Origin of the sequence: Actinoplanes sp. NPDC089786 (genome assembly GCF_040684855.1) — a bacterium.
GTDB lineage: Bacteria > Actinomycetota > Actinomycetes > Mycobacteriales > Micromonosporaceae > Actinoplanes.
In genome coordinates, this window is the sequence record NZ_JBFBGU010000014.1 from 181451 (window position 1) to 201643 (window position 20193).

General features: G+C 71.2%; 19 protein-coding genes. 8 read left to right on the plus strand and 11 right to left on the minus strand.

The window, feature by feature from the left end; translation table 11 throughout:
- Positions 1 to 74: 74 nt before the first annotated feature.
- Positions 75 to 2042 carry a hypothetical protein gene (locus AB0O15_RS31805; protein ID WP_364326028.1) on the minus strand — a complete coding sequence of 656 codons (1968 nt, stop codon included), beginning with the start codon at positions 2040 to 2042 and terminating at the stop codon, positions 75 to 77.
- 75 nt (positions 2043 to 2117) lie between these two features.
- Positions 2118 to 3542 (minus strand): sigma 54-interacting transcriptional regulator, encoded by a 1425-nt coding sequence (locus AB0O15_RS31810; RefSeq protein WP_364326031.1) that lies wholly within the window; start codon positions 3540 to 3542, stop codon positions 2118 to 2120.
- A 74-nt stretch (positions 3543 to 3616) separates the two neighbouring features.
- On the opposite strand from AB0O15_RS31810, the gene AB0O15_RS31815 reads away from it, so the two are divergent.
- The 3 genes from AB0O15_RS31815 to AB0O15_RS31825 are packed head-to-tail and all read left to right on the plus strand — an operon-like array spanning position 3617 to position 7367.
- Entirely contained in the window at positions 3617 to 5251 is a 1635-nt protein-coding gene (locus AB0O15_RS31815; RefSeq protein ID WP_364326034.1) for an ABC-F family ATP-binding cassette domain-containing protein, read from the plus strand.
- Positions 5248 to 5634 (plus strand): DUF6394 family protein, encoded by a 387-nt coding sequence (locus tag AB0O15_RS31820; protein WP_364326037.1) that lies wholly within the window; start codon positions 5248 to 5250, stop codon positions 5632 to 5634. Before AB0O15_RS31815 ends, AB0O15_RS31820 begins: the two co-directional genes overlap by 4 nt.
- A complete protein-coding gene (locus tag AB0O15_RS31825) occupies positions 5631 to 7367 on the plus strand; it encodes a potassium channel family protein (protein ID WP_364326040.1) in 1737 nt (578 codons plus the stop codon). The genes AB0O15_RS31820 and AB0O15_RS31825 overlap by 4 nt, the downstream gene beginning before the upstream one ends.
- Positions 7368 to 7467: 100 nt before the next feature.
- Here the strand turns inward: AB0O15_RS31825 and AB0O15_RS31830 are convergent, their stop codons facing one another.
- Entirely contained in the window at positions 7468 to 7635 is a 168-nt protein-coding gene (locus tag AB0O15_RS31830) for a hypothetical protein (protein ID WP_364326043.1), read from the minus strand.
- Here AB0O15_RS31830 and AB0O15_RS31835 point away from each other — a divergent pair, their 5' ends adjacent.
- Together AB0O15_RS31835 and AB0O15_RS31840 are read left to right on the plus strand one after the other, a co-directional pair.
- Positions 7636 to 8661 carry an LLM class flavin-dependent oxidoreductase gene (locus AB0O15_RS31835; RefSeq protein ID WP_364326046.1) on the plus strand — a complete coding sequence of 342 codons (1026 nt, stop codon included), beginning with the start codon at positions 7636 to 7638 and terminating at the stop codon, positions 8659 to 8661.
- 55 nt (positions 8662 to 8716) lie between these two features.
- Positions 8717 to 9451 (plus strand): peptidoglycan-binding domain-containing protein, encoded by a 735-nt coding sequence (locus AB0O15_RS31840; RefSeq protein WP_364326049.1) that lies wholly within the window; start codon positions 8717 to 8719, stop codon positions 9449 to 9451.
- Between the two features lie 46 nt (positions 9452 to 9497).
- Here AB0O15_RS31840 and glgC read toward each other — a convergent pair whose 3' ends face one another.
- Positions 9498 to 10733: a glucose-1-phosphate adenylyltransferase gene (gene glgC / locus AB0O15_RS31845; RefSeq protein WP_364326052.1), complete on the minus strand. Its 1236-nt coding sequence runs from the start codon at positions 10731 to 10733 to the stop codon at positions 9498 to 9500.
- 59 nt (positions 10734 to 10792) lie between these two features.
- Between glgC and glgA the strand changes: the two genes are divergently transcribed.
- Positions 10793 to 11995 carry a glycogen synthase gene (glgA, locus tag AB0O15_RS31850; RefSeq protein WP_364326055.1) on the plus strand — a complete coding sequence of 401 codons (1203 nt, stop codon included), beginning with the start codon at positions 10793 to 10795 and terminating at the stop codon, positions 11993 to 11995.
- 9 nt (positions 11996 to 12004) lie between these two features.
- On the opposite strand, the gene AB0O15_RS31855 is transcribed toward glgA, so the two are convergent.
- On the minus strand, positions 12005 to 12889 hold the full coding sequence (locus AB0O15_RS31855) for an FAD-dependent oxidoreductase (protein ID WP_364326187.1): 885 nt from the start codon (positions 12887 to 12889) through the stop codon (positions 12005 to 12007).
- A gap of 64 nt (positions 12890 to 12953) precedes the next feature.
- Here AB0O15_RS31855 and AB0O15_RS31860 point away from each other — a divergent pair, with 64 nt between their 5' ends.
- Positions 12954 to 14567 (plus strand): family 10 glycosylhydrolase, encoded by a 1614-nt coding sequence (locus AB0O15_RS31860; RefSeq protein ID WP_364326058.1) that lies wholly within the window; start codon positions 12954 to 12956, stop codon positions 14565 to 14567.
- Here the strand turns inward: AB0O15_RS31860 and AB0O15_RS31865 are convergent.
- From AB0O15_RS31865 to AB0O15_RS31885, 5 genes are all read right to left on the minus strand, one after another.
- A complete protein-coding gene (locus AB0O15_RS31865; protein ID WP_364326061.1) occupies positions 14564 to 15553 on the minus strand; it encodes a helix-turn-helix domain-containing protein in 990 nt (329 codons plus the stop codon). The two genes, AB0O15_RS31860 and AB0O15_RS31865, sit on opposite strands and share 4 nt — an antisense overlap.
- 27 nt (positions 15554 to 15580) lie before the next feature.
- Positions 15581 to 15922 carry a phospholipase gene (locus tag AB0O15_RS31870; protein WP_364326064.1) on the minus strand — a complete coding sequence of 114 codons (342 nt, stop codon included), beginning with the start codon at positions 15920 to 15922 and terminating at the stop codon, positions 15581 to 15583.
- Positions 15919 to 17337: a DUF4331 domain-containing protein gene (locus AB0O15_RS31875; RefSeq protein WP_364326067.1), complete on the minus strand. Its 1419-nt coding sequence runs from the start codon at positions 17335 to 17337 to the stop codon at positions 15919 to 15921. Before AB0O15_RS31875 ends, AB0O15_RS31870 begins: the two co-directional genes overlap by 4 nt.
- A 34-nt stretch (positions 17338 to 17371) precedes the next feature.
- Positions 17372 to 17656 carry a hypothetical protein gene (locus AB0O15_RS31880; protein ID WP_364326070.1) on the minus strand — a complete coding sequence of 95 codons (285 nt, stop codon included), beginning with the start codon at positions 17654 to 17656 and terminating at the stop codon, positions 17372 to 17374.
- Positions 17657 to 17732: 76 nt separating this feature from the next.
- Complete coding sequence (locus tag AB0O15_RS31885; protein WP_364326072.1) at positions 17733 to 18644, minus strand: lytic polysaccharide monooxygenase; 912 nt, start codon at positions 18642 to 18644, stop codon at positions 17733 to 17735.
- 141 nt (positions 18645 to 18785) lie between these two features.
- On the opposite strand from AB0O15_RS31885, the gene AB0O15_RS31890 reads away from it, so the two are divergent.
- Positions 18786 to 19154 carry an FKBP-type peptidyl-prolyl cis-trans isomerase gene (locus AB0O15_RS31890; protein WP_364326075.1) on the plus strand — a complete coding sequence of 123 codons (369 nt, stop codon included), beginning with the start codon at positions 18786 to 18788 and terminating at the stop codon, positions 19152 to 19154.
- Positions 19155 to 19277: 123 nt separating this feature from the next.
- Here AB0O15_RS31890 and AB0O15_RS31895 read toward each other — a convergent pair whose 3' ends face one another.
- Complete coding sequence (locus AB0O15_RS31895) at positions 19278 to 20150, minus strand: hypothetical protein (RefSeq protein WP_364326078.1); 873 nt, start codon at positions 20148 to 20150, stop codon at positions 19278 to 19280.
- Positions 20151 to 20193: the final 43 nt, after the last annotated feature.

Consider the following 20193-nt stretch of genomic DNA (forward strand, 5'->3'; position numbering starts at 1 on the left):
TCGGGTAAACGCACGCTCCGGCCACTCGCCGAGCCACTATAACCAGCCTGCGCTCCCCGACACGCGAGGCACGGTCATCCACGTCCTCGTCGTGACCGCACGTAGTCGTCGACCACGTACCGTCCCAGCTCCTCGACGTCCGGGCTGAACACCCGGCCCCCGCTGCGCTGCGCCACCGCGTCCACGAACCGCCGCAGTCCCGGATCTTCCCCGAGCATGAACAGATTGAGCGTCGCGCCGTACCGGGTGAGCTGGTCGACCTCACGCACCGTGGCCTCCACCGTCTCGGGCAGCGTGGGCCACCAGAAGAACGGCTGCCCGTCGTCGTCGAGGTGGGCGGTCGGCTCGCCGTCGGTCACCACCAGCACCACCGGCTCGGAGCCGGGGTGCTTGCGCACGTGCCGGCCGGCCAGCTTGAGCGCGTGCTGGAGGTTGGTGCCCTTCTCCATGTTCGGCTCGATCGCGGCCAGCTCGCTCTGCGACAGCGTCATGGCCAGCGGGCCGAAGCCGATGATCTGCAGCGAGTCCTGCGGGAACTGGGTCTCGACCAGGTGGGACAGGGCCAGCGCGGTCTGCTTCATCGGGCCCCAGCGGCCGTCGGCGAACATCGAGTACGACAGGTCGACGCACAGGGCGACCACCGCGGACGCCCGGCGCTCGGTCTCCGCCACCTCGAAGTCGTCCGGCTGCAACCGCACCGGCAGCGTCGCCGTGGAGCGGCCGGACGCGCGGCGCCGCACCGCGTTGCCGATCGTGCGCACCACGTCGAGCGGCTGCTCGTCGCCGAACGTCCAGCGTCGCGACGAGCCGGTCAGGTCGCCGGCCGCCCCGGCGTCGCGCAGGTCGTGCTGGCCGCGCTGCTTGGCCGACAGGTCGGAGAAGACCTTGGCCAGAGCCGTCCGGCCGAGCCGCCGCAACGCCTTGGCCGACAGGGTCAGCCCCTCGTCGTCCCGCGTCACCCAGCCCTGCCGGCGCATCTCCCGCTCGAGCTCGCGCAGCCGCCGCACGTCGTCCGCCGCCGATCGGCCGAGCTGCCGCTCCACCGCCTGCACGTCGACGTCGTCCAGGGTCGCCCCCGGATGCTCCTGGCCGAGCTGTTCCAGCAGGTCGTCCAGGTCGGCCAGCTCGCCGAGGGCGGCCGTCGCGTCGCCGTACCCCAGATCTTCGGACCCCCGCATCCGCTCGCCGCGCCCCCAGTTCAGGCCGGGCCGCAGCGCGCGGAGATTATCGGTCATCTCGGACAGCTGGCCCCGCAGCGGGCCGTCGCCGAGCGCCTGGTCCATCAGCTGGGCCAGCTCCTCGCGCTGCTGCGGGCTCAGCGACCGCATCAGCCGCTCGGCCGCCGCGGCCCGCCGGGCCAGCGAGTCGACCAGCTCCTCGATGTTCCCCGGCTGCTCGGGGAAGAACTCGCCGTGCTTCTCCATGAACTGCTGGAACGCGTCCTCGGTGTCCTCGCCGCGGGCGTGCCGCCCGAGCAGGTCGTTGAGGTCGGTGAGCATCTCGGAGATCCGGGCGTTCGCGGCCGGGTCGTTGCCCTGGAGCGCCTGCTTCATCCCGGCGAAGCGCTGCTCGATGACCTCCTGCCGCAGGCCATTCAAGATCTGCTGGTACGTCTGGCGCGCCTCGTCGCTGGCCCAGTCGTACTCGGACAGCTCCTGCACCGCCTGCGCGGTCGACCGGGGCAGGTTGTCGAGCATCGCCTCGGCGAACCGGGCGTTGTCGTCGTCGCCGCGCCGGCCCAGCTCCTCGCGTTCGGCCGCCAGGGCCTGGTCGAGCAGTTGCTGGGCCCGGGTCACCGCGCCGTCCAGGTTGCCCCGGCGCAGCGCGTCCCGGCGCATCCGGCGCGCCTTGGCGTACAGGTCGTCGAGCCCGCGGCCGTCCCGCGGCCCGCGCCGCAGCAGATCGCGCAGCGCGTCCCGAAGGTTCTCGCCGGCCAGCACCCGCTCGCCGACCTCGTCCACCGCGCCGCGCACGTCGTACGGCGCGGCGAGCGGGTCGGGCCCGTCCCGCCAGGCCCCGTACCGGAATCGGTTCCCACTCATTGCCCACCCCGCTCCGCGGCTCGGCGATCGTCCGCCGTCGTGGTCGAGGCCGTAGCCTCCCCGCTCCCGCTCATGTCAGCTCCCGTAGAGGGTGCGGCCGTCGTCGGTGAACTCCTTGGCCAGCCGCCGGGTCAGGTGGAGGCCCTCCAGCACGAACTCGATGCCGGAGGCCGCCTGCGCCGGGCTCGGCGCGTCGCCCAGCCCGAGCCGGTCGAGCACCTTGGCCAGGCCGGGCACGGTGCCGATCTGGGCCAGCAGCTCCTCGGCCGACACCAGGTCGCCGGTCTCGATGATCGCGCCCTCGGAGACCAGCTCGGTGAAGCCGGACAGGTCGAGGCCGGCCAGCCGGGCCCGGAACGTCTCGGCCGTGGCCACCCGCAGCAGGTGGGCCAGCACCTCGGTCTCCCGGCCCTCCTCGCCGCTGTCGAACTCGACCTTGCCGCGCAGCGTGGACGTGACCGACACGGTGTCGCAGACCCGCGCCACCGCCTCGCTCTCGTTGCGCAGCCCCGCCCGGCGCAGCGCGCTGGCCGCGACCGTCTCGGCCGCGGCGATCGCGAACCGGGCCGACACGCCCGACCGGGAATCCACCGCCGGCGACTCGCGGACCCCACGCGTGTATCGGGCCAGCGTCTCGATCAGGTGCTCGGGGACGGACGCGGCCAGCGCCGCCTCCTGCCGGATCAGCGCCACCTCCAGCTCCACCTCGAGCGGGTAGTGGGTGCGGATCTCGGCGCCGAAACGGTCCTTGAGCGGCGTGATGATGCGGCCGCGGTTGGTGTAGTCCTCGGGGTTGGCGCTGGCCACCAGGAGCAGGTCGAGCGGCAGCCGGAGCTGGTAGCCGCGGACCTGGATGTCACGCTCCTCGAGCACGTTGAGCAGCGACACCTGGATGCGTTCGGCCAGGTCGGGCAGCTCGTTGACCGCGAAGATGCCCCGGTTGGTGCGTGGGACCAGGCCGAAGTGGATGGTCTCGGGGTCGCCGAGCGCGCGGCCCTCGGCCACCTTGATCGGGTCGACGTCGCCGATCAGGTCGCCGACGCTGGTGTCCGGGGTGGCGAGCTTCTCGCCGTACCGCTCGGAGCGGTGCAGCCAGCCCACCGGCAGCAGGTCGCCCATCTCGTCGTGCTGCCGCCGGGACGCCGGGGTGAGCGGGAGGTAAGGATGTTCGCGCAGCTCGGAGCCCTCGATGATCGGGGTCCACTCGTCGAGCAGGTCGATCAGGCCCCGGATCAGGCGGGTCTTGCCCTGGCCGCGCTCGCCCAGCAGGACCATGTCGTGGCCGGCCAGGAGCGCGCGCTCGACCTCGGGGAGCACCGTGTCGTCGTACCCGACGATGCCCGGGAAGCGCGGCGCGCCGCTGCGGAGCCGTTGGAGCAGGTTGTCGCGCAGCTCCTCCTTGACGGTGCGGAACTCGTGGCCGGAGGCCCGCAGCTCGCCCAGGGTGCGCGGCAGGTCGGAGGGTGTTTCCGGAATCATCGCGGTTGGCGCGTCTGTCACTCGAAGAAAGCTACTCCGCGATCGTCACCGCCCGCGAAAACTCGGTCGCCGGGCTCACTAGCATCGAACCTGACATGAGCGCCACGATGATCGCCCGCAACCTCGCCGCCGAGCACGGCGACAAGAGCCTGTTCGCCGACCTCGACCTGGTCATCGCCCCCGGCGACGTGATCGGCCTGGTCGGCGCGAACGGCGCCGGCAAGACCACGCTCCTGAGAACCCTGGCCGGCCTGCTCCCCGCGGCCGCCGGCACGGTGACCCTGAGCCCGCCCACGGCGACGGTCGGCTACCTGCCCCAGGAACGCGAGCGCCGCGAGGGCGAGACGCTGCGCGACTTCCTCCACCGGCGCACCGGGGTCGGCCCGGCCCAGGAGGCGATGGACGCGGCGGCGGCCGCCCTCGCCAATTCCTCCGCCGACTCCGGCGACGCCTACTCTGCGGCACTCGACCGCTGGCTCGGTCTGGGCGGCGCCGACCTGGACGAACGCCTTCCCATGGCGCTGGCGTCCCTCGCGCTGGACGTGGCTCCCGAGCACCCGATGACCGCCCTCTCGGGCGGCCAGGCGGCCCGCGCCGGCATGGCGTCGTTGCTGCTCAGCCGCTTCGACGTCGTGCTGCTCGACGAACCCACCAACGACCTCGACCTGGACGGTCTGCGCCGGCTGGAGGAGTTCGTCACCGGCCTGCGCGCCGGGGTGGCGCTGGTCAGCCACGACCGCGAGTTCCTCGCCCGGACGGTCACCGAGGTGCTCGAGCTCGACCTGGCGCAACAGCAGGTCCGGCTCTACGGCGGTGGCTACGCGGCGTACCTGGAGGAACGCGAGCGGGCCCGCCGGCACGCGCGGGAGGAATACGACGAGTACGCCGAGAAGAAGGACGACCTGCTCGAACGCGCCCGTACCCAGCGGGCCTGGATGGAGAAGGGCGTCCGCAACGCGAGGCGGAAGGCCACCGATCCCGACAAGAACGTCAAGGCGTTCCGGGTCGAGAGCAGCGAGAAGCAGGCGGCCAAGGCGCGACAGACCGAGAAGCTGATCGAGCGCCTGGAGGTCGTCGACGAGCCCCGCAAGGAGTGGGACCTCCGCATGACGATCGCCGCCGCCCCCCGATCCGGCGCGGTCGTCGCCTCGATGCGCGACGCCGTGGTGAGCCGCGGCGCCTTCACCCTGGGCCCGGTCACCCTGCAGATCGACTGGGCCGACCGGGTGGCGATCACCGGCGCCAACGGCTCCGGCAAGTCCACCCTGCTGGCCGCCCTGCTCGGCCGCCTCCCGCTGGAGGCCGGCGAGTCCCGCCTCGGCCCCGGCGTGGTGGTCGGCGAGGTTGACCAGGCCCGCGGCCTGTTCCTCGGCGGCGAGCCGCTGACCAGGGCCTTCGGCAACGTGGTGCCCGAACTCAACGATGCCGATGTACGCACCCTGCTGGCCAAGTTCGGCCTGCGCGCCGACCACGTCCGCCGCCCCGCGGCCACCCTCTCCCCCGGCGAACGCACCCGGGCCGCCCTGGCCCTTCTCCAGGCCCGGGGCGTCAACCTGCTGGTCCTCGACGAGCCCACCAACCACCTCGACCTGCCCGCCATCGAGCAGCTGGAGCAGGCCCTGTCCTCGTTCACCGGCACGCTCCTGCTGGTCACCCACGACCGCCGCATGCTCGAAGCCGTCCACACCACCCGGCATCTGGAGGTCGCCGACGGTACGGTGACCGGGTGAGCCTGGAAAAGGTCATCTTCGGATTCTTCGTCCTGCTCGCCGCGACGCTCAACTTCGGCTTCTTCATCGGCGACCTGTCCGACCCGGCGCTGCACAACGTCTACGAGCTGTTCGCCGCGGTCGTCGTCAGCCTGATCGCCACCGTGCTCAAGTTCGGCGACCGCACCCAGATCGGCGCGGTCCACCTGGCCACCAGCCTCGTGGCCGACCTCCAGCTGATCGCGGCGGCGCTGGCCTGGGCCTGGGCCAGCCAGATCTCCTCGGCCGGCCTCGACCCGCAGGCCATGGCGAGCGTGGTGTCGCTGTCCGGCGGCGCGCTGCTGGCCAACCTCGTCTCGGTGGTCCTGCTGGTCATCGAGACCGTGTCCTTCCATCGCCGATGACCGCCCGGCGCGGCCACCCCATGCGCGGCCGGGAGAACTCGCCGACGATCTTCCTCATCCTGCGCCGGATGCGCGTACCGCTGATCGTCCTGATCCTGATCTTCGCGGTGAGCGTCCTCGGCCTGTCGCTGATCCCCGGGCGGGACGCGGCCGGGCAGCCGACCCGGATGGGCTTCTTCGACGCGTTCTACTTCATGAGCTACACCGCGACCACCATCGGGTACGGGGAGATCCCGCACCCCTTCACCAGTGCGCAGCGGCTCTGGGTGATGGCCACCATCTACTTCACGGTGATCGGCTGGGCGTACGCGATCGGGTCGCTCCTCACGCTGCTGCAGGACCGGGCCTTCCGGCAGGCGCTCGCGCTGCAACGCTTCACCCGCAGGGTGGCCCGGCTGCGTGAGCCCTTCCTGCTGGTCGTCGGGTACGGGCAGACCGGGCGCCTGCTGGGCCGGTCGCTGGACGCGCTGGGCCGCCGCTTCGTCGTGCTCGACACCTCGTCCGAGCGCGTCGACTCGCTCGACGTCGACCAGTACCACGCCGACGTGCCCGGCCTGGCCGCCGACGCCCGCGACCCGCACACCCTGGGCATGGCTGGGCTCGAACACCCGCGCTGCGAGGGCGTGCTCGCGCTCACCGACGATGACGAGGTCAACCTGCTGGTGACGATGACGGCCGCGCTCGTCCGGCCCGACGTACGCGTCATCGCACGCACCACCTCGCCGACCATCGCCCACCGGATGAAGGCCTTCGGGACGCCGACCGTGGTCAACCCGTTCGACCGGTTCGGCGACCACCTCCGGCTGGCGCTGCACGCGCCGTCCTCCTACCAGCTGATGTCGTGGCTGGTCAGCGGGCCCGGGGCCGACCTGCCGGAGCGTGGGAAGGCCCCGGCGACCGGCCGCTGGGTGGTGTGCGGCCACGGCCGGTTCGGCCGGGAACTCACCGCCGACCTGCGAGCCGAGGGCCTGGAGGTGACCATCATCGACCTCGACCCCGACGCCGGCCCCGACATCATCGTGGGCGACGCGTCCGACCCGGAGGTGATCGCCCGCGCCGAGCTGGACCAGGCCGTCGGCCTGGTCGCGGGCACCCACAACGACACCACGAACCTCTCCCTCATCGCCGCCGCCCGCAAGATCAACCCGGACCTGTTCATCGCCGCCCGCCAGAACCGCCCCGCCGACGCCCCGCTGTTCACCGCGGTCGACGCCGACTGGCTCATGGTGCCCACCGAGGTCATGGCCCGCGAGGTCTACGCGCAGCTGAGCACCCCGCTGCTGTGGCGCTTCCTCCAGAACATGCTGTCCGAGAGCGACGAGTGGGCGACCGGCCTGGTCGACCGCCTGCGGCACCAGTGCGGCGGCCGCCTGGGCGAGGTCTGGAAGGTGGCGCTGACCAGCCGCGAGGCGCCCGCGCTGGGTTCCTGGCTGCGCGGAGGCGAGGCCCGACTGGCCGACCTGCTACGCAGCCCGCACCAGCGCGACCGCCCCCTGGCCGTGGTGCCCCTCCTGCTGATGCGCGAGACCGGCGCCACGATCCTCGCCCCCGGCGACGACACCCCCGTCACCCCGGGCGATCAACTCCTGCTGATCGGCCGCCCGTCGGCCCGCCGCCACCTGGCCGACACGATGACCAACGACGCCGTCAGCGAGTACGTCCTTCGCGCCCGCTCCGTCCCGTCGAGCTGGCTCTGGCAGCGCCTGACCGGCCGCGTCCCCCACGCCCGCTGACCCCGTCTCACTGGTACACCGCCTGATCTACGCCGTCGAGCCGGCCGAGATCGCCGTCATCTCCTGCCGCTACCACTACGAATGAACCCGAGCCGAGCCCCTACCGTCGCTCGGCGCTGTAGCGGCGGAGCAGGGCGGTGATCCGCGCCGGGTCGTGGGCGCCGTTCAGGCCGGCCAGGAGGTCGTCGGGGCGCTGACGGAGGCGACCCCAAGCCGCTGATGGACGCGACCCCGAGCCGCTGATGGACGGCCGAGGTTCAATGGCCACGTGAAGAAGATCGGCTTCCTGTCCTTCGGTCACTGGCGCAACGCGGCCGGCTCCGAGACCCGCAGCGCCGCGGACGCGCTCCTGCAGACCATCGAGCTGGCCGAGGCCGCCGAGGAGCTGGGCGTCGACGGCGCCTTCGTCCGGGTGCACCACTTCGAACGGCAGCTCGCGTCGCCGTTCCCGCTGCTCTCGGCGATCGGCGCGCGTACCCGCCGGATCGAGATCGGCACCGGCGTAATCGACATGCGCTACGAGAACCCGTTCTACATGGCCGAGGAGGCCGCGGCGGCCGACCTGATCAGCGGGGGCCGCCTGCAGCTCGGGGTGAGCCGCGGATCCCCGGAGACGGTGCTGCGCGGCGCCGAGGTGTTCGGGTATGTCCCGCCCGAGGGCGCCGACGCGGCCGGCCTGGCCCGCTCCAAGACCGAGATCTTCCTGCAGGCCATCGACGGCGCGGCGGTGGCCCGGACCGACCCGGCCCGCACCGGCGTGAGCGGCGGCCTGGCCATCCAGCCGCAGTCGCCGGGGCTGCGGGACCGGATCTGGTGGGGGTCGGGCACCCGGGCGACCGGTCGGTGGGCCGCCGCGCAGGGGATGCACCTGCAGAGCTCCACGCTGCTGACCGAGGACACCGGCGTGCCTTTTGACCAGCTTCAGGCCGATCAGATCGCGCTCTACCGGCAGGCCTGGCAGGAGGCCGGCCACACCCGTACGCCCCGGGCGTCGGTGTCCCGCAGCGTCCTGCCGATCACCGAGGAGATCGACGAGATCTACTTCGGCGCGCAGGCCCACGACGACCAGGTCGGCCTGCTCGAGGGGGTCAGAAGCAGATTCGGGCGTACGTACGTGGGCGAGCCGGGCCGGATCGCCGAGGAACTGGCCGCCGACGAGGCCGTCCGGGCCGCCGACACGGTGCTGTTCACCGTGCCGAACCAGCTCGGCGTCGCCTACAACGCCCGGATCCTGGAGACCATCACCAAGCACATCGCCCCGGCCATCGGCTGGAGCCGGAGCGAAAACACGTGAACCTTCTTCGCGCCGGGCCCGTGGTGGCGGTGAACCCGAGCGGGAGGAGACGGAGATGTGGGTACGAAAGATCATGCTGGCGGTCGCGGCGGGGCTGGCGCTGATTCCAGCCGGCACCGGGGCGGCTCAGGCGGCCGGGACACCGAGCCTGACCACGTGCACCGACCAGCTGCTGATCATGGGCTCGTCGGGGCCGTGTGTCAGCTCGATGCAGGAATCGCTCGAAGCGCTGGGCATGGATGTCGGAGCGGACGGCCAGTACGGCGCCCGGACCCGGCTGGCCGTGTACTACTTCCAGGTGGCGGCCGGGCTGGACGCCGACGGTGAGGCGGGCCCGATCACCATCACGGCGCTGGACCGCATCGCCAACTCGCCGGCCGGTCTCACCATCGGCCTGCCGCGGATGCCGGACGGCGACGCGGAATTCTCGCCGGCCGGTAACGGGGTGCTGACCAAGGGTCTGGGCGGCATCGGGACGCAGTCGTACTACTTCAGCCGGGGCGCGAGCCGGATGCTGAACGACGCGCTCAACGACCCGGAGAACGGGGCCGGATCGGCCGTCACGGAGGCGGTCGCCTGCGCCGCGATCACCGCGGCCTGGGGCCCGGCGTTCCCGTTGGCCGAGGCCGGATGCACCGCGATCGGCATCGGCACGGTCTACAACGTCGAGCGGGCCGCGCAGGACGCCGTGGACGCGGACGGCTGCTTCGAGATCAAGGTGCGGCGGTTCTCGGCCAGTTTCTCGGCGGCGGAGTACACGCACAACGAGGGGCACAACTGCATCCCGTGATCGAGCGGGCGGGTACGGCCGGGAGGGCGCCTCCCGGCCGTACCCGTCAGAGCTCGACCTGTTGCCCCTTGCCGATGACGACCACGCCGTTGTCGGAGACCGTGTAGAACTTGCGGTCACGGTCGAGGTCGACACCGATCTGGGCGCCCTCGGGCACGATCACGTTCTTGTCGATGATCGCGTTGCGGATGACCGCGCGCCGGCCCACCTGCACGCCCTCCATCAGCACCGAGCCCTCGACGTGGGCCCAGGAGTTGATCCGGACGTTCGGCGAGACCACCGACCGGTCGACCAGCGAGCCGGAGACGACCACACCGGGCGAGATCATCGATTCGACGGCGCGGCCCTGGCGGTCGTCGTACCCATGGACGAATTTGGCCGGCGGCCACGAGCCGTAGTTGGTGTAGATCGGCCACTCGTGGTTGTAGAGGTTGAAGACCGGCGAGGTGGCGATCAGGTCCATGTGGGCCTCGTAGAACGAGTCGAGCGTCCCCACATCACGCCAGTAGCCGCGGTCGCGGTCGGTGCTGCCCGGGATGGCGTTGTCACGGAAGTCGTAGACGCACGCCTCGCCCTTCTCGACGAGCATCGGGATGATGTTGCCGCCCATGTCGTGCTTGCTGTCCGGGTTCTGCGCGTCCCGGGTGACCGCCTCACACAGCGCCCGCGTGGTGAAGACGTAGTTGCCCATCGACGCGTAGATCTCGTCCGGCGCGTCCGGCAGGCCGTCGACCTCGACCGGCTTCTCCTTGAACTCGCGGATCCGGCGCGGGCTGGCCGGATCGATGTCGATCACTCCGAATTGGTCGGACATCGCCTTGGGCTGCCGGATGCCGGCCACGGTCACCGCGGCGCCCGAGGCGATGTGCTGGTCGACCATCTGGCCCGGGTCCATCCGGTAGATGTGGTCGGCGCCGAAGACGATGACGTAGTCGGGGTTCTCGTCGTTGATCAGGTTCAGGCTCTGGTAGATGGCGTCGGCCGAGCCGGCGAACCAGCGCGGGCCGAGCCGCTGCTGGGCCGGCACCGGGGTGACGTAGTTGCCGAGCAGCGTCGACATCCGCCAGGTCTTGGAGATGTGCCGGTCGAGGGAGTGCGACTTGTACTGGGTCAGCACCACCATCTTCAGATACCCGCCGTTGGCCAGGTTGGAGAGCACGAAGTCGATCATGCGATAGATGCCGCCGAACGGGACGCCGGGCTTGGCCCGGTCGGTGGTGAGGGGCATCAGGCGCTTGCCCTCGCCACCAGCCAGTACGATCGCGAGCACCTTGACAGCCATGGAGGAACGCTAACTTTCTGGCTGCGCGAACGCCAGTCGAAGCGGCTAAGTTGAGTGTCGTGACCTCCCAAGACCTGCGTGTGGATCTGATCAGCCGTGAGTACCCCCCGGAGGTGTACGGCGGCGCCGGCGTCCACCTGGAGTACCTCGCTCGTGATCTGCGCCCGCTGGCCGACGTCCGGGTGCACTGCTTCGGGGGCAAGCGCGACGAGCCGGGCGTCACTGCGTACCCGGAACCGGCCGAGCTGGCCGGCGCCAACGCCGCGCTCCGCACCATGGGCATCGACCTGGCCATCGCCGCCGGGTGCGAGGGCACCGACATCGTGCACAGCCACACCTGGTACGCGAACTTCGCCGGCCACACCGCCAAACTCCTGCACGGCGTGCCGCACGTGGTCACCACGCACAGCCTCGAGCCGCTGCGGCCGTGGAAGGCGGAACAGCTCGGCGGCGGGTACGCGCTGTCCTCGTTCTGTGAGCGGGTGGCCATCGAGAACGCCGACGCGGTGATCGCGGTGTCCGCCGGCATGAAGCGTGACGTGCTCACGGCGTACCCGTCGGTCGATGAATCCAAGATCCGGGTGGTCTACAACGGCATCGACACCGAGCAGTACCAACCCGACCGGGGCACGGACGTGATCGAGCGGCTGGGCATCGACCTGAGCCGGCCCAGCGTGGTCTTCGTCGGGCGGATCACCCGGCAGAAGGGACTGCCCTACCTGCTGCGGGCCTGTCACGACCTGCCGTCCGACGTCCAGATCGTGCTGCTGGCCGGTGCGCCGGACACGCCCGAGATCGCCGCCGAGGTCGAGGGCCTGGCCATCCAGCTGCGCAACGCCCGCGACGAGAACGGCGTGATCTGGGTGCAGGAGATGCTGCCCAAGCACGAGGTCGTCCAGGTGCTGACGCACGGCACGGTGTTCGTCTGCCCGTCGATCTACGAGCCGATGGGCATCGTCAACCTGGAGGCGATGGCCTGCGAGACCGCGGTGGTGGCGACCGCGACCGGCGGCATCCCCGAGGTGGTCGCCGACGGCGAGACCGGCGTCCTGGTGCCGATCGACCAGGTCGCGGACGGCACCGGCACCCCGGTCGACCCGGACCGCTTCGTGGCCGACCTGGCGTCGGCGCTGACCGGCGTGCTCCAGGACCCGGCGCGGGCCAAGGAGCTGGGCCTGGCCGGGCGGCGGCGGGCCGTGGAGAAGTTCTCCTGGTCGACGATCGCCGAGGACACCCTCGAGGTCTACCGCAGCCTGCTCTGAGGTCTGAGCCTACTTTTTCATGCTCCGCATGATGTCCCGCGCGACGGCCCGGCCGCTCAGCCAGGCCGTCTGCACGCGCGGCCGGCCGAACGCGTCGCCGCAGACGTAGACGTCGCCCTGGCGGTGGAACAGCTCGCCGCCGCCGGGCGACGGTTGCGCGAAGGTCCAGCGGTGCACGCGGACCGACTCGGCGGCGGGCAGATCGAGCAGCTTGCGTACGGCCGACTCGAGCTCCGCCGCGGCCGCGAGCGGCTCGGCCAGATGCGGCCGGGCGAAGTCGCCGGTCGAGTGGGCCACCAGCACCGGCGCGCGGTCGCCCCGGCGGTCCCCGTCATCACAGACGGTGGCCAGCACGTCATGGCCGTTCACGAACATGCCGTGGAAGCCGGGCCAGGTCCGCTCCCGGAAGGTCAGCACGGCGGCCAGCACCGGGGACCATTCCTGGAGTACGCCCACCGGCGTGATCCGCTCGGCCTGCGGCGCCGGCATCGCCAGCACCACGGCGTCCGCCTCGGGCAGCGTGCGCACCTCCTGCTCCAGCGTGACGTCCAGCTCACCGGCCAGGTCCTCGGCCAGGCTCCGCAGCCCGCCCGGCGCCGACCAGCGCGCCGGCCCGGTCGTCGTGGAACGCTCGCCGCCGTCGTCGACCGCGAACGTGTCGGTCCACGGGTGTGCCAGTCCCGCCACCCGCCAGCTGTCCAGCCGCCCCTGGAAGGCCGGGTCGTCCGCGGTGAGGTAGGCGGCGCCGATGTCCGCGTACCGGCCGTCGAATCTCTTGCTCGCCAACCGCCCGCCGACCACGCGCCCACGCTCGATCACCCGGGCCGGAACATCCGCGTCGACCAGCTCCCGCGCGCAGGCCAGACCGGCTATGCCCGCCCCTACCACGATCACCGTCACGCCCCGGACTCTACGACCTGTTACGAGCCGTTCGTGGGCGCAAGGCACACTGGGGGCCATGCGCCTGCGCCGACCGCCATTGAAGATCACCGCGATCGTGGTGGTCTCGGTGATCGCCCTGGCCGCCATCGCGGTGGGTCTGATCAGGGCTGCCACGTACGAACCACCCGCCGCCCAGCCGGTCGGGCCGGCGGCGGTGGAACCGGTCACCGGCGTCACCGGGCGCTGCGCCGGGGCGCCGGTGGACGCGCCCCGCGAACTGCGCGGCATGTGGCTCACCACGGTCACCAACATCGACTGGCCGAGCCGGCCGGGCCTGTCCGAGGCGCAGGTGAAGAAGGAGTACCTGGACTGGCTGGCGCTGGCCCAGGCCCAGAACCACAACGCGATCTTCGTGCACGTGCGGCCCAGCGGCGACGCGTTCTGGGAGTCGAAGTACGCGCCCTGGTCCGAGTGGCTGACCGGCAAACGGGACGGCAAGAGCCCCGGCTGGGACCCGATGCAGTTCATGATCGACGAGGCGCACCAGCGGAACCTGGAGTTCCACGCCTGGTTCAACCCGTACCGGGGAACCCAGCCCGGCCCGAAGGGACCCGGCGCCGACTTCGCCAAGCTGGCGCCCAACCACCCGCTGATCAAGCACCGCGAGTGGTCGATCTCCTATCCGACCGGCCCGAAGGCCCGCCTCTACTTCGACCCGGGCATCCCCGAGGCGCGGCGCTTCGTCGAAGACTCGATGCTCGAGGCGGTGCAGAAGTACGACGTCGACGGCGTCCACTTCGACGACTTCTTCTACCCCTACCCCGAGGGCACCCAGGACTTCCCCGACAACGCCAGCTACGCCAAGTACGCGCGGCCCGGCCAGAGCAAGGCGGCCTGGCGCCGGGCCAACGTGAACACCCTGGTCCGCGAGATGGACCAGCGCATCAAGCAGATGAAGCCGTGGGTGAAGTTCGGCATCAGCCCGTTCGGCATCTGGCGCAACGCCCGCACCGACCCGCTGGGCTCCGACTCCAAGGGCCTGCAGAGCAACGACGAGATCTACGCCGACACCCGCACCTGGGTCCTCGAGGGCTGGGTCGACTACATCGTGCCCCAGCTCTACTGGGCCATCGGCTTCGACAAGGCCGCGTACGAGAAGGTCCTGCCCTGGTGGTCCAAGCTGGTCAAAGGCACCGACGTGCAGCTCTACATCGGCCAGGGTGACTACCGTGTCGGTGAGAAGGGGCCGTGGAGCGATCCGGCCCAGATCGACCGCCAGCTGGCCCTGAACGACCAGTACGCCGTGCAGGGCAGCGTCCACTTCAGCGCCAAGCAGATCCGGGCCGACCGGCTGGGCTCGGTGTCCCGCTACCGCAAGGCCCACTACGCGTCGCCGGCCCTGGTCCCGCTGATGAAGCAACTCCCGAACGAGCAGCCGTCGACCCCGCGCCTGGTGGCGGCCCGCAAGTCCGCCCCCGGCGGCACCATGGCCCTGGACTGGCAGGCCGGCGACAAGAAGCCGGCGTCCTGGGCGCTGTACCGGGTGGACGGCCCCAAGGCCGCGCTCGTGTCGACCGGCCGCGCCGGGACCGCGCCGGCCGCACCCGGGCCCGGCACCTACTGCCTGAGCGGCCTCGACCGCTCGGGCAACGAGTCGCCGATCAGCTCGCCCCTGACCATCCGCCCCTAGCGACGATCGCGGAGCGTCTGTGAGGGTGACTCGCCGAAGCGGCGGCGGTAGTCACCGGCGAAGCGGCCCAGGTGGGCGAAACCCCAGCGGGCCGCGACGTCGCTGACGGTGGTGCGCCACGGGTCGCCGTTGGACAGCTCCCGGTGGACTCCGTCGAGGCGGAAGCGGCGCAGGTAGGTCATCGGGGACATGCCGACGTGCTGTTTGAAGGCGTCCTGCAGCACGCGCACCCCGACGCCGGCGATGGCGGCCAGGTCGCCGGCCGTGAAGGGGTGGCCGGGGCGCTCCTGGATCGCGTCCAGGGCGCGTTTGACCGTGCGGGGGCGACGGGCCGCGGGCTCGTTCGAGAACGGGTGTTCGACCGTCAGGGCCAGGCCGGTGATCAGCAGGTCGCGCCACTGCTTGGCGATCTGGGGCCGGGCGATCAACGGGTTGTGGCCGCGCATGTCGGTCAGCAGCTGGCGGACCATGGCCGCCCAGCTGCGGCCCCGGCCGGTGCCGGTGGGGAAGCTCGCCGCGAGCGGCATGGGCGAGGTGACCTGGCGGTCGAGGGCGGCGTCGACCTCGCGTTCCAGGGTGGCGCGGTCGACCTTGACGCTCAGCAGGCGGCAGTCGGCGCCCAGGCGCAGCTCGACCTCGCCCACCGGCTGGAGGACAACCGCGCACGACGCGTCGGCGGCGACCACATGGCCGAGCTGACGGGACTGGACCGCCCCGGTCAGGGGGGCCAGCACGTGGTAGGCGTCTTCCAGGTGGGAGGTGGTGACGAAGACGTCGGCGCCGTACCCGAGCTCACCGATCGTCACCGCGCCCAGGCCGAGGCCCTCGGCCTGGAAGTCCAGCGTGCGGGTGTCGCCCAGGGGGCGGACCCGCACGCTGTCGTAGAACAGTTTGCGGCAGAACCGGCCGGCCTCGTCGAGGTCGTTGGTCCGCAGCGTGGTGCGGACCGGAATGCCCGCCTCCGCGTCCGACCCCCTCGACACCATCCGCCGACTGTAGTCCTACGGTGACTCTCAGACAGTCACCGGGACCGGCCATTCATATTCGGTCACCATGCCACCGGTGACGTCCACCTCGGCGAGCACCGTGACCGGGTCGCGCCAGATGGCGTACCGGCCCTCGGGCAGGTCGTCGATGACGACGCTCCACAGCACCCCGCCGCGCACGTAGCGGGCGCGGACCGCGGCGTGCGTACGCCGCGTGGGGTCGGACAGCGGGGACACCTCGATCTCGTGCCCGTGCAGGCTGCCCGGCGTGTGGATGACCATGGCGCCGATCGAACCGCCGATGTTGAGCACCACCGTGCCCTGGCCGCTGGGGGCCAGGGTGTGGTGGTGATGCGCGCCGACCGTCACTTCTTGGCCTTCGCAGCGTCGGGCGCCGGCGGGTTGTTGAAACCGTCGAACGGCGTCGGCAGGTACGGGAACTTCTTCAGCAGCGGGGCGCTGACGTTCTTGATGGTCAGGCCCTGCTCGACCAGCGCCGCCGCGTCGTCCGGCTTGAAGTCGGCGTTGACCAGCGGCACGGTGACACCGGCGATGGCCCGCAGCGAGATCGACACCACGTCGTCGGCGATCCGCCGGCCGTTCGGGAACCCGGCCAGGTCGGCGCCGAGGACACCGAACGGGTTCTCCTCCTTGGCCGGCGGGATGGCCGTGTTCAGCCGCAGCATGTCGGCCTGGGTCTCGCCGGTGTTGTTCTGGAACTCGTCGATCAGCCCGTCCGGGATGCCGGTGAGCAGGATCGCGAGCAGGTCGGCGCGCGGCTCGCCGGCCTTGTTCAGCTCGGCCAGCTTGTCGAAGACGCCCGGGTAGAGCACCGGCAGCAGCGCGCCGAGCTCGGGGGTGGCGACGAACTCGGCGAACCGCTTGTCCTCGCTGGGCGGCAGGCTGTTCCACAGGTCCTTCTGCGCCATCGGCACGATGACCTCGTTGAACAGCGGGTTGCCGAGCCGGGAGACCTGGGTGTGCGGGCCGACGTACACGTCGTCCTCGCCCTTGCCCTTGCGCACCTGGACCTGGCGGCGGCTGGCCGAGGTCCACACGCCGATCACCGCGCCGGCGTCACGGCCGCGGACCTTCTTCTTGCCGTCCTTGCGGACCATGTGCAGCGGGACCTGCACGGCGATGGAGTGCACGTTGGTCTTGTCGGTGGCGTTGACCGCCTTGCCGGCGTAGTTGAAGAGCTTCTGGCCGACCAGGTGCGCGTTCTGGAACGGACGCAGCGTACCCAGGTCGAAGATGGACCCGAGGTCGACGAAGAAGGCGTCGGCGCGCTGCCCGGCGAAGACCTGCTCGCCGGACTTCAGCTTGTGCACGGCGTCGGCGGCGAGCTTGTCGTAGTCCGCGATGGACAGCGGACCGACGTTGCAGGGCGGGCAGGGCAGCTTCTCGGCCAGCACGGTGTGCTTGCCGTGAGCGTCCACCCTGGTCACCGAGAAGAACTGGCGACGGTTCCAGTTCTCGCTGTCCAGGGACTCGATCGGCCCGGTGTTGTAGAGAAACGTCTTGTCGTTACGCAGTTCGGTGCGGAACCGGAACTGGTACGTGAGATCCGGGCGGGCGTCGCCGTTGGAATCGATGTGGATCTCGTAGAGTACGTCGTCGCCGAACTCGAAGAAGTTCGGTCCGCTCGCGGGGGGCTGGAGCGGAACGTAGTTGGCGATCAGGGTCACGGTGTCCGGGTGGTCCGGGCTCACGAACGCGTAGAGGTCGGAGCTGTCCGCCACCGGGTCCTTGCTGATCTCCGGTGCTTCACGATGCGAAGACAAGGGGGGTCCTTAAAGTCGTCGGGGGAAGGAGGAGTCAGCCGCGCTTGGCGGCTTTGAGCAGCTGCTCGGCGAGCTTCTTGTCCTCCAGCTTCAGCTTCTGGCCACCGCTGAAGACGTCGAACACACCCTTCTTCGCGTCGACCAGCGACAACACCAACGGCTGGCCGTCGTCCTTGCCGTCGCCCTTGCGCTCACCGGCCAGGCTCAGCCCGGCGACACCGGCGACGGATGCGCCGACCCCGACGGTGGCGGCGACGGTGAGAACCCGGCGCCGGGACAGGCCGGTGCCCGTCTGGCGGCGGTAGTGACTGCGACTCATGCTCGGCCTTTCGATCGTCTTAGGGGCGGGGCTGTGTCGTCGACGCCCTTCAGTACGGTGCCGGAAGCACGGCGGTTCAACGGATTTCGATCTCCCTGGGAGAATCCTGAGTACGCCGCCCGCGGCTGCGGATCATCCAGGTGAGCGCGAACGCGGCGGTCATCGCGGCCAGCAGCGCGATCGCCACGTAGTAGACGCTGTCGTCCGCCGGCAGCTCCGCGGCCCGCCGGAGCTGCTGTGGGGCCGGGGTTTCCGCGGCCGGTGCGGGCTCGTCCGAGGCGGTCGGTGACGGCTTCGCCTTCGGTGCGGCCTTCGACGCCTTGGGTACGACCACAGCCGGCGTCTTCTTCGCCGCGGGTTTCTCCGCCGCGCTCAGCACCAGGTCCGAGCAGGAGTAATAGGTGTCCGCGGTGGAGGAGTTCTGCCAGATCGTGTAGAGCACCTGCCGGCCGGTGCGGTCCTTCGGCAGCTTCGCGCTCATCCGGTACGCCCCGTCGACCAGCGGCGGGTCCTTGTCCACCAGGATGGCCTTGGTGGGCAGGTCGTCCCAGCGCAGCGGTTCGCCCGGGTCGTACCCCTCCTTGGTCAGGTAGACCCGGAAGGTGCCCTGGTGCGGGATGGGCGAGGTGTAGCGGATGGTCAGCGTGTCGCCGGCGGTCACCTTCGTCGCCGGCCAGTCGTCCCGGGCCAGGTCGAGGCCCCGGTAGGCGTCCAGTCCCCCGCTGCACAGCTTCCCGTCCGGGATCACCTCGCGGTCCCGGCCGTTCACCCCGTTGACGCGCAGGTTGTCGAACTTCCCGAACGGCTGACCGTTCGCCTTCTTGGCCGCCTTGCACGCGGCGCTGGAGGTTTCGGTGCCCTCCCCGGCGCAGGCGGCGGTGCGGCTGATCGGCTTGGTCGGTGCGCCGTGGGCGCTGGCGGGAACGGTGGTCGTCAACGTGACCAGGGCGGTCGCGGCGAGCACCGCGCCGATGCGGCGGAGCGGCATGGGTGAGGACTCCCTCGACTCGGAACTGACCCCAGGGGTACGGACGGGAGCCGCGAGTCGTTCATCACCCTGGGTGGCAATCGACGAGAAGCGCGCCCGGCTGTGATTGCATGGCGGACGTAACCGAACACAGGAGGATCCATGGACAAGCCCGACGTCGGCCCGATCACCGGCGAGCCGCCGGCCGAGCTGCTGATCGAGGACATCACCCCGGGTGACGGCGACGAGGCGAAGCCGGGCCAGTACGTGAGCGTGCACTACGTGGGTGTGGCGCACTCGTCCGGCAAGGAGTTCGACGCGTCCTACAACCGGGGCGAGCCGTTCGAGTTCGAGCTGGGTGGGGGCCGGGTCATCGCCGGGTGGGACAAGGGGGTGGCCGGCATGCGCGTCGGTGGCCGCCGCCGGCTGACCGTCCCCCCGCACCTGGGCTACGGCGCCCAGGGCGCGCCGGGCGCGATCAAGCCGAACGAGACGCTCATCTTCGTGGTGGACCTGCTCGGCGTGAAGTGATCGGACGGCAGGCCGCACGGGCCGGAGCGGGCATCGCCCGCCCCGGCCCGTCGCCGTTCGGCTCGTGCCCCGGCTCGTCGCGGGACAGGAACTCGTCCGGGTCGAACGGGTCGCCCAGCGGGGTCACTTCTGCTTCCTCAGGTCGGCGCAGCCGGTCTCGTCCGGCAGCAGCGGGCGGAAGGTGACCCGGAACTGCTTCGCCTCCCACGTCCACGGGGTCTGCTGGTTGGCCTTGCCCTTCTGGGCCGCGGCCAGCACGGCCGGGCCGTCGGCGATGACGCAACCGACCTTCACGTTCGGGTTCAGGGGCTCACCCGGCAGCGCCGGGCCCGGCCAGGCCACCGGGGTGAACTCGCCCGGCATCCCGTCGTCCTGCTTGACGTAGGGCTGGGCCAGCGCGGCGATCTGACCGGCCTGGTACGGCTTGGCCTGCGGGCTCGCGCCGTACTCGCGGAGCTTGTCGGCGAACGCGGCCAGCTTGGCCCGGGCCGCCCGTTGATCGGGGGTCAGCCTCGGGTCGTTCTCCTGGGCCTCACGCAGCGCCATCACGCTGACGCTCTGGGTCTCGCCGCCGACGATCACGTCGATCCGGGTGCTCGGCGCGTCGGCCACGTTCGGCTGGCCGAGGTCGGACCCGGTGCGCACGCCGGCCGCCTGGGCCTCCTGGGCCAGCTTGGTGACCTCGCCGGGGCTGATCGAGGTGACCTGGAGGTTGGGCAGCGCCGGGCCGGGATAGATGGCCGGGACCGGGCCCTCGGTGATGATCCGCCCATCGGCGAAGACGCTGACCTCGGGGATCCGCCCGACGATGCGCTCGGCGGGCACGAACCCGCCCTCGCTGAGCATCCGGAGGACCAGATCGGTGCCGGCGCTTCCGGTCACGCCATCGCCCGAGGGGGAAGGAGCGGAAGCGGAGCCGGCGTCGGTGCGGGCGCAGGCGGACAGAGCGATCAACGCTGCGGCTGTTGCCATCAGGGGGATGCGGCGAACGGTCATGCCGTGTACGACGATCGGCGGACCCCCAAGGTTCCGGGATCCG

Coding starts and splice junctions, on each gene's coding strand:
- AB0O15_RS31805 (WP_364326028.1), bottom strand. CDS start 2,042: ATGAGTGGGAACCGATTCCGGTACGGGGCCTGGCGGGACGGGCCCGAC.
- AB0O15_RS31815 (WP_364326034.1), top strand. CDS start 3,617: ATGAGCGCCACGATGATCGCCCGCAACCTCGCCGCCGAGCACGGCGAC.
- AB0O15_RS31825 (WP_364326040.1), top strand. CDS start 5,631: ATGACCGCCCGGCGCGGCCACCCCATGCGCGGCCGGGAGAACTCGCCG.
- AB0O15_RS31840 (WP_364326049.1), top strand. CDS start 8,717: ATGTGGGTACGAAAGATCATGCTGGCGGTCGCGGCGGGGCTGGCGCTG.
- glgC (WP_364326052.1), bottom strand. CDS start 10,733: ATGGCTGTCAAGGTGCTCGCGATCGTACTGGCTGGTGGCGAGGGCAAG.
- AB0O15_RS31860 (WP_364326058.1), top strand. CDS start 12,954: ATGCGCCTGCGCCGACCGCCATTGAAGATCACCGCGATCGTGGTGGTC.
- AB0O15_RS31865 (WP_364326061.1), bottom strand. CDS start 15,553: ATGGTGTCGAGGGGGTCGGACGCGGAGGCGGGCATTCCGGTCCGCACC.
- AB0O15_RS31880 (WP_364326070.1), bottom strand. CDS start 17,656: ATGAGTCGCAGTCACTACCGCCGCCAGACGGGCACCGGCCTGTCCCGG.
- AB0O15_RS31885 (WP_364326072.1), bottom strand. CDS start 18,644: ATGCCGCTCCGCCGCATCGGCGCGGTGCTCGCCGCGACCGCCCTGGTC.
- AB0O15_RS31890 (WP_364326075.1), top strand. CDS start 18,786: ATGGACAAGCCCGACGTCGGCCCGATCACCGGCGAGCCGCCGGCCGAG.
- AB0O15_RS31895 (WP_364326078.1), bottom strand. CDS start 20,150: ATGACCGTTCGCCGCATCCCCCTGATGGCAACAGCCGCAGCGTTGATC.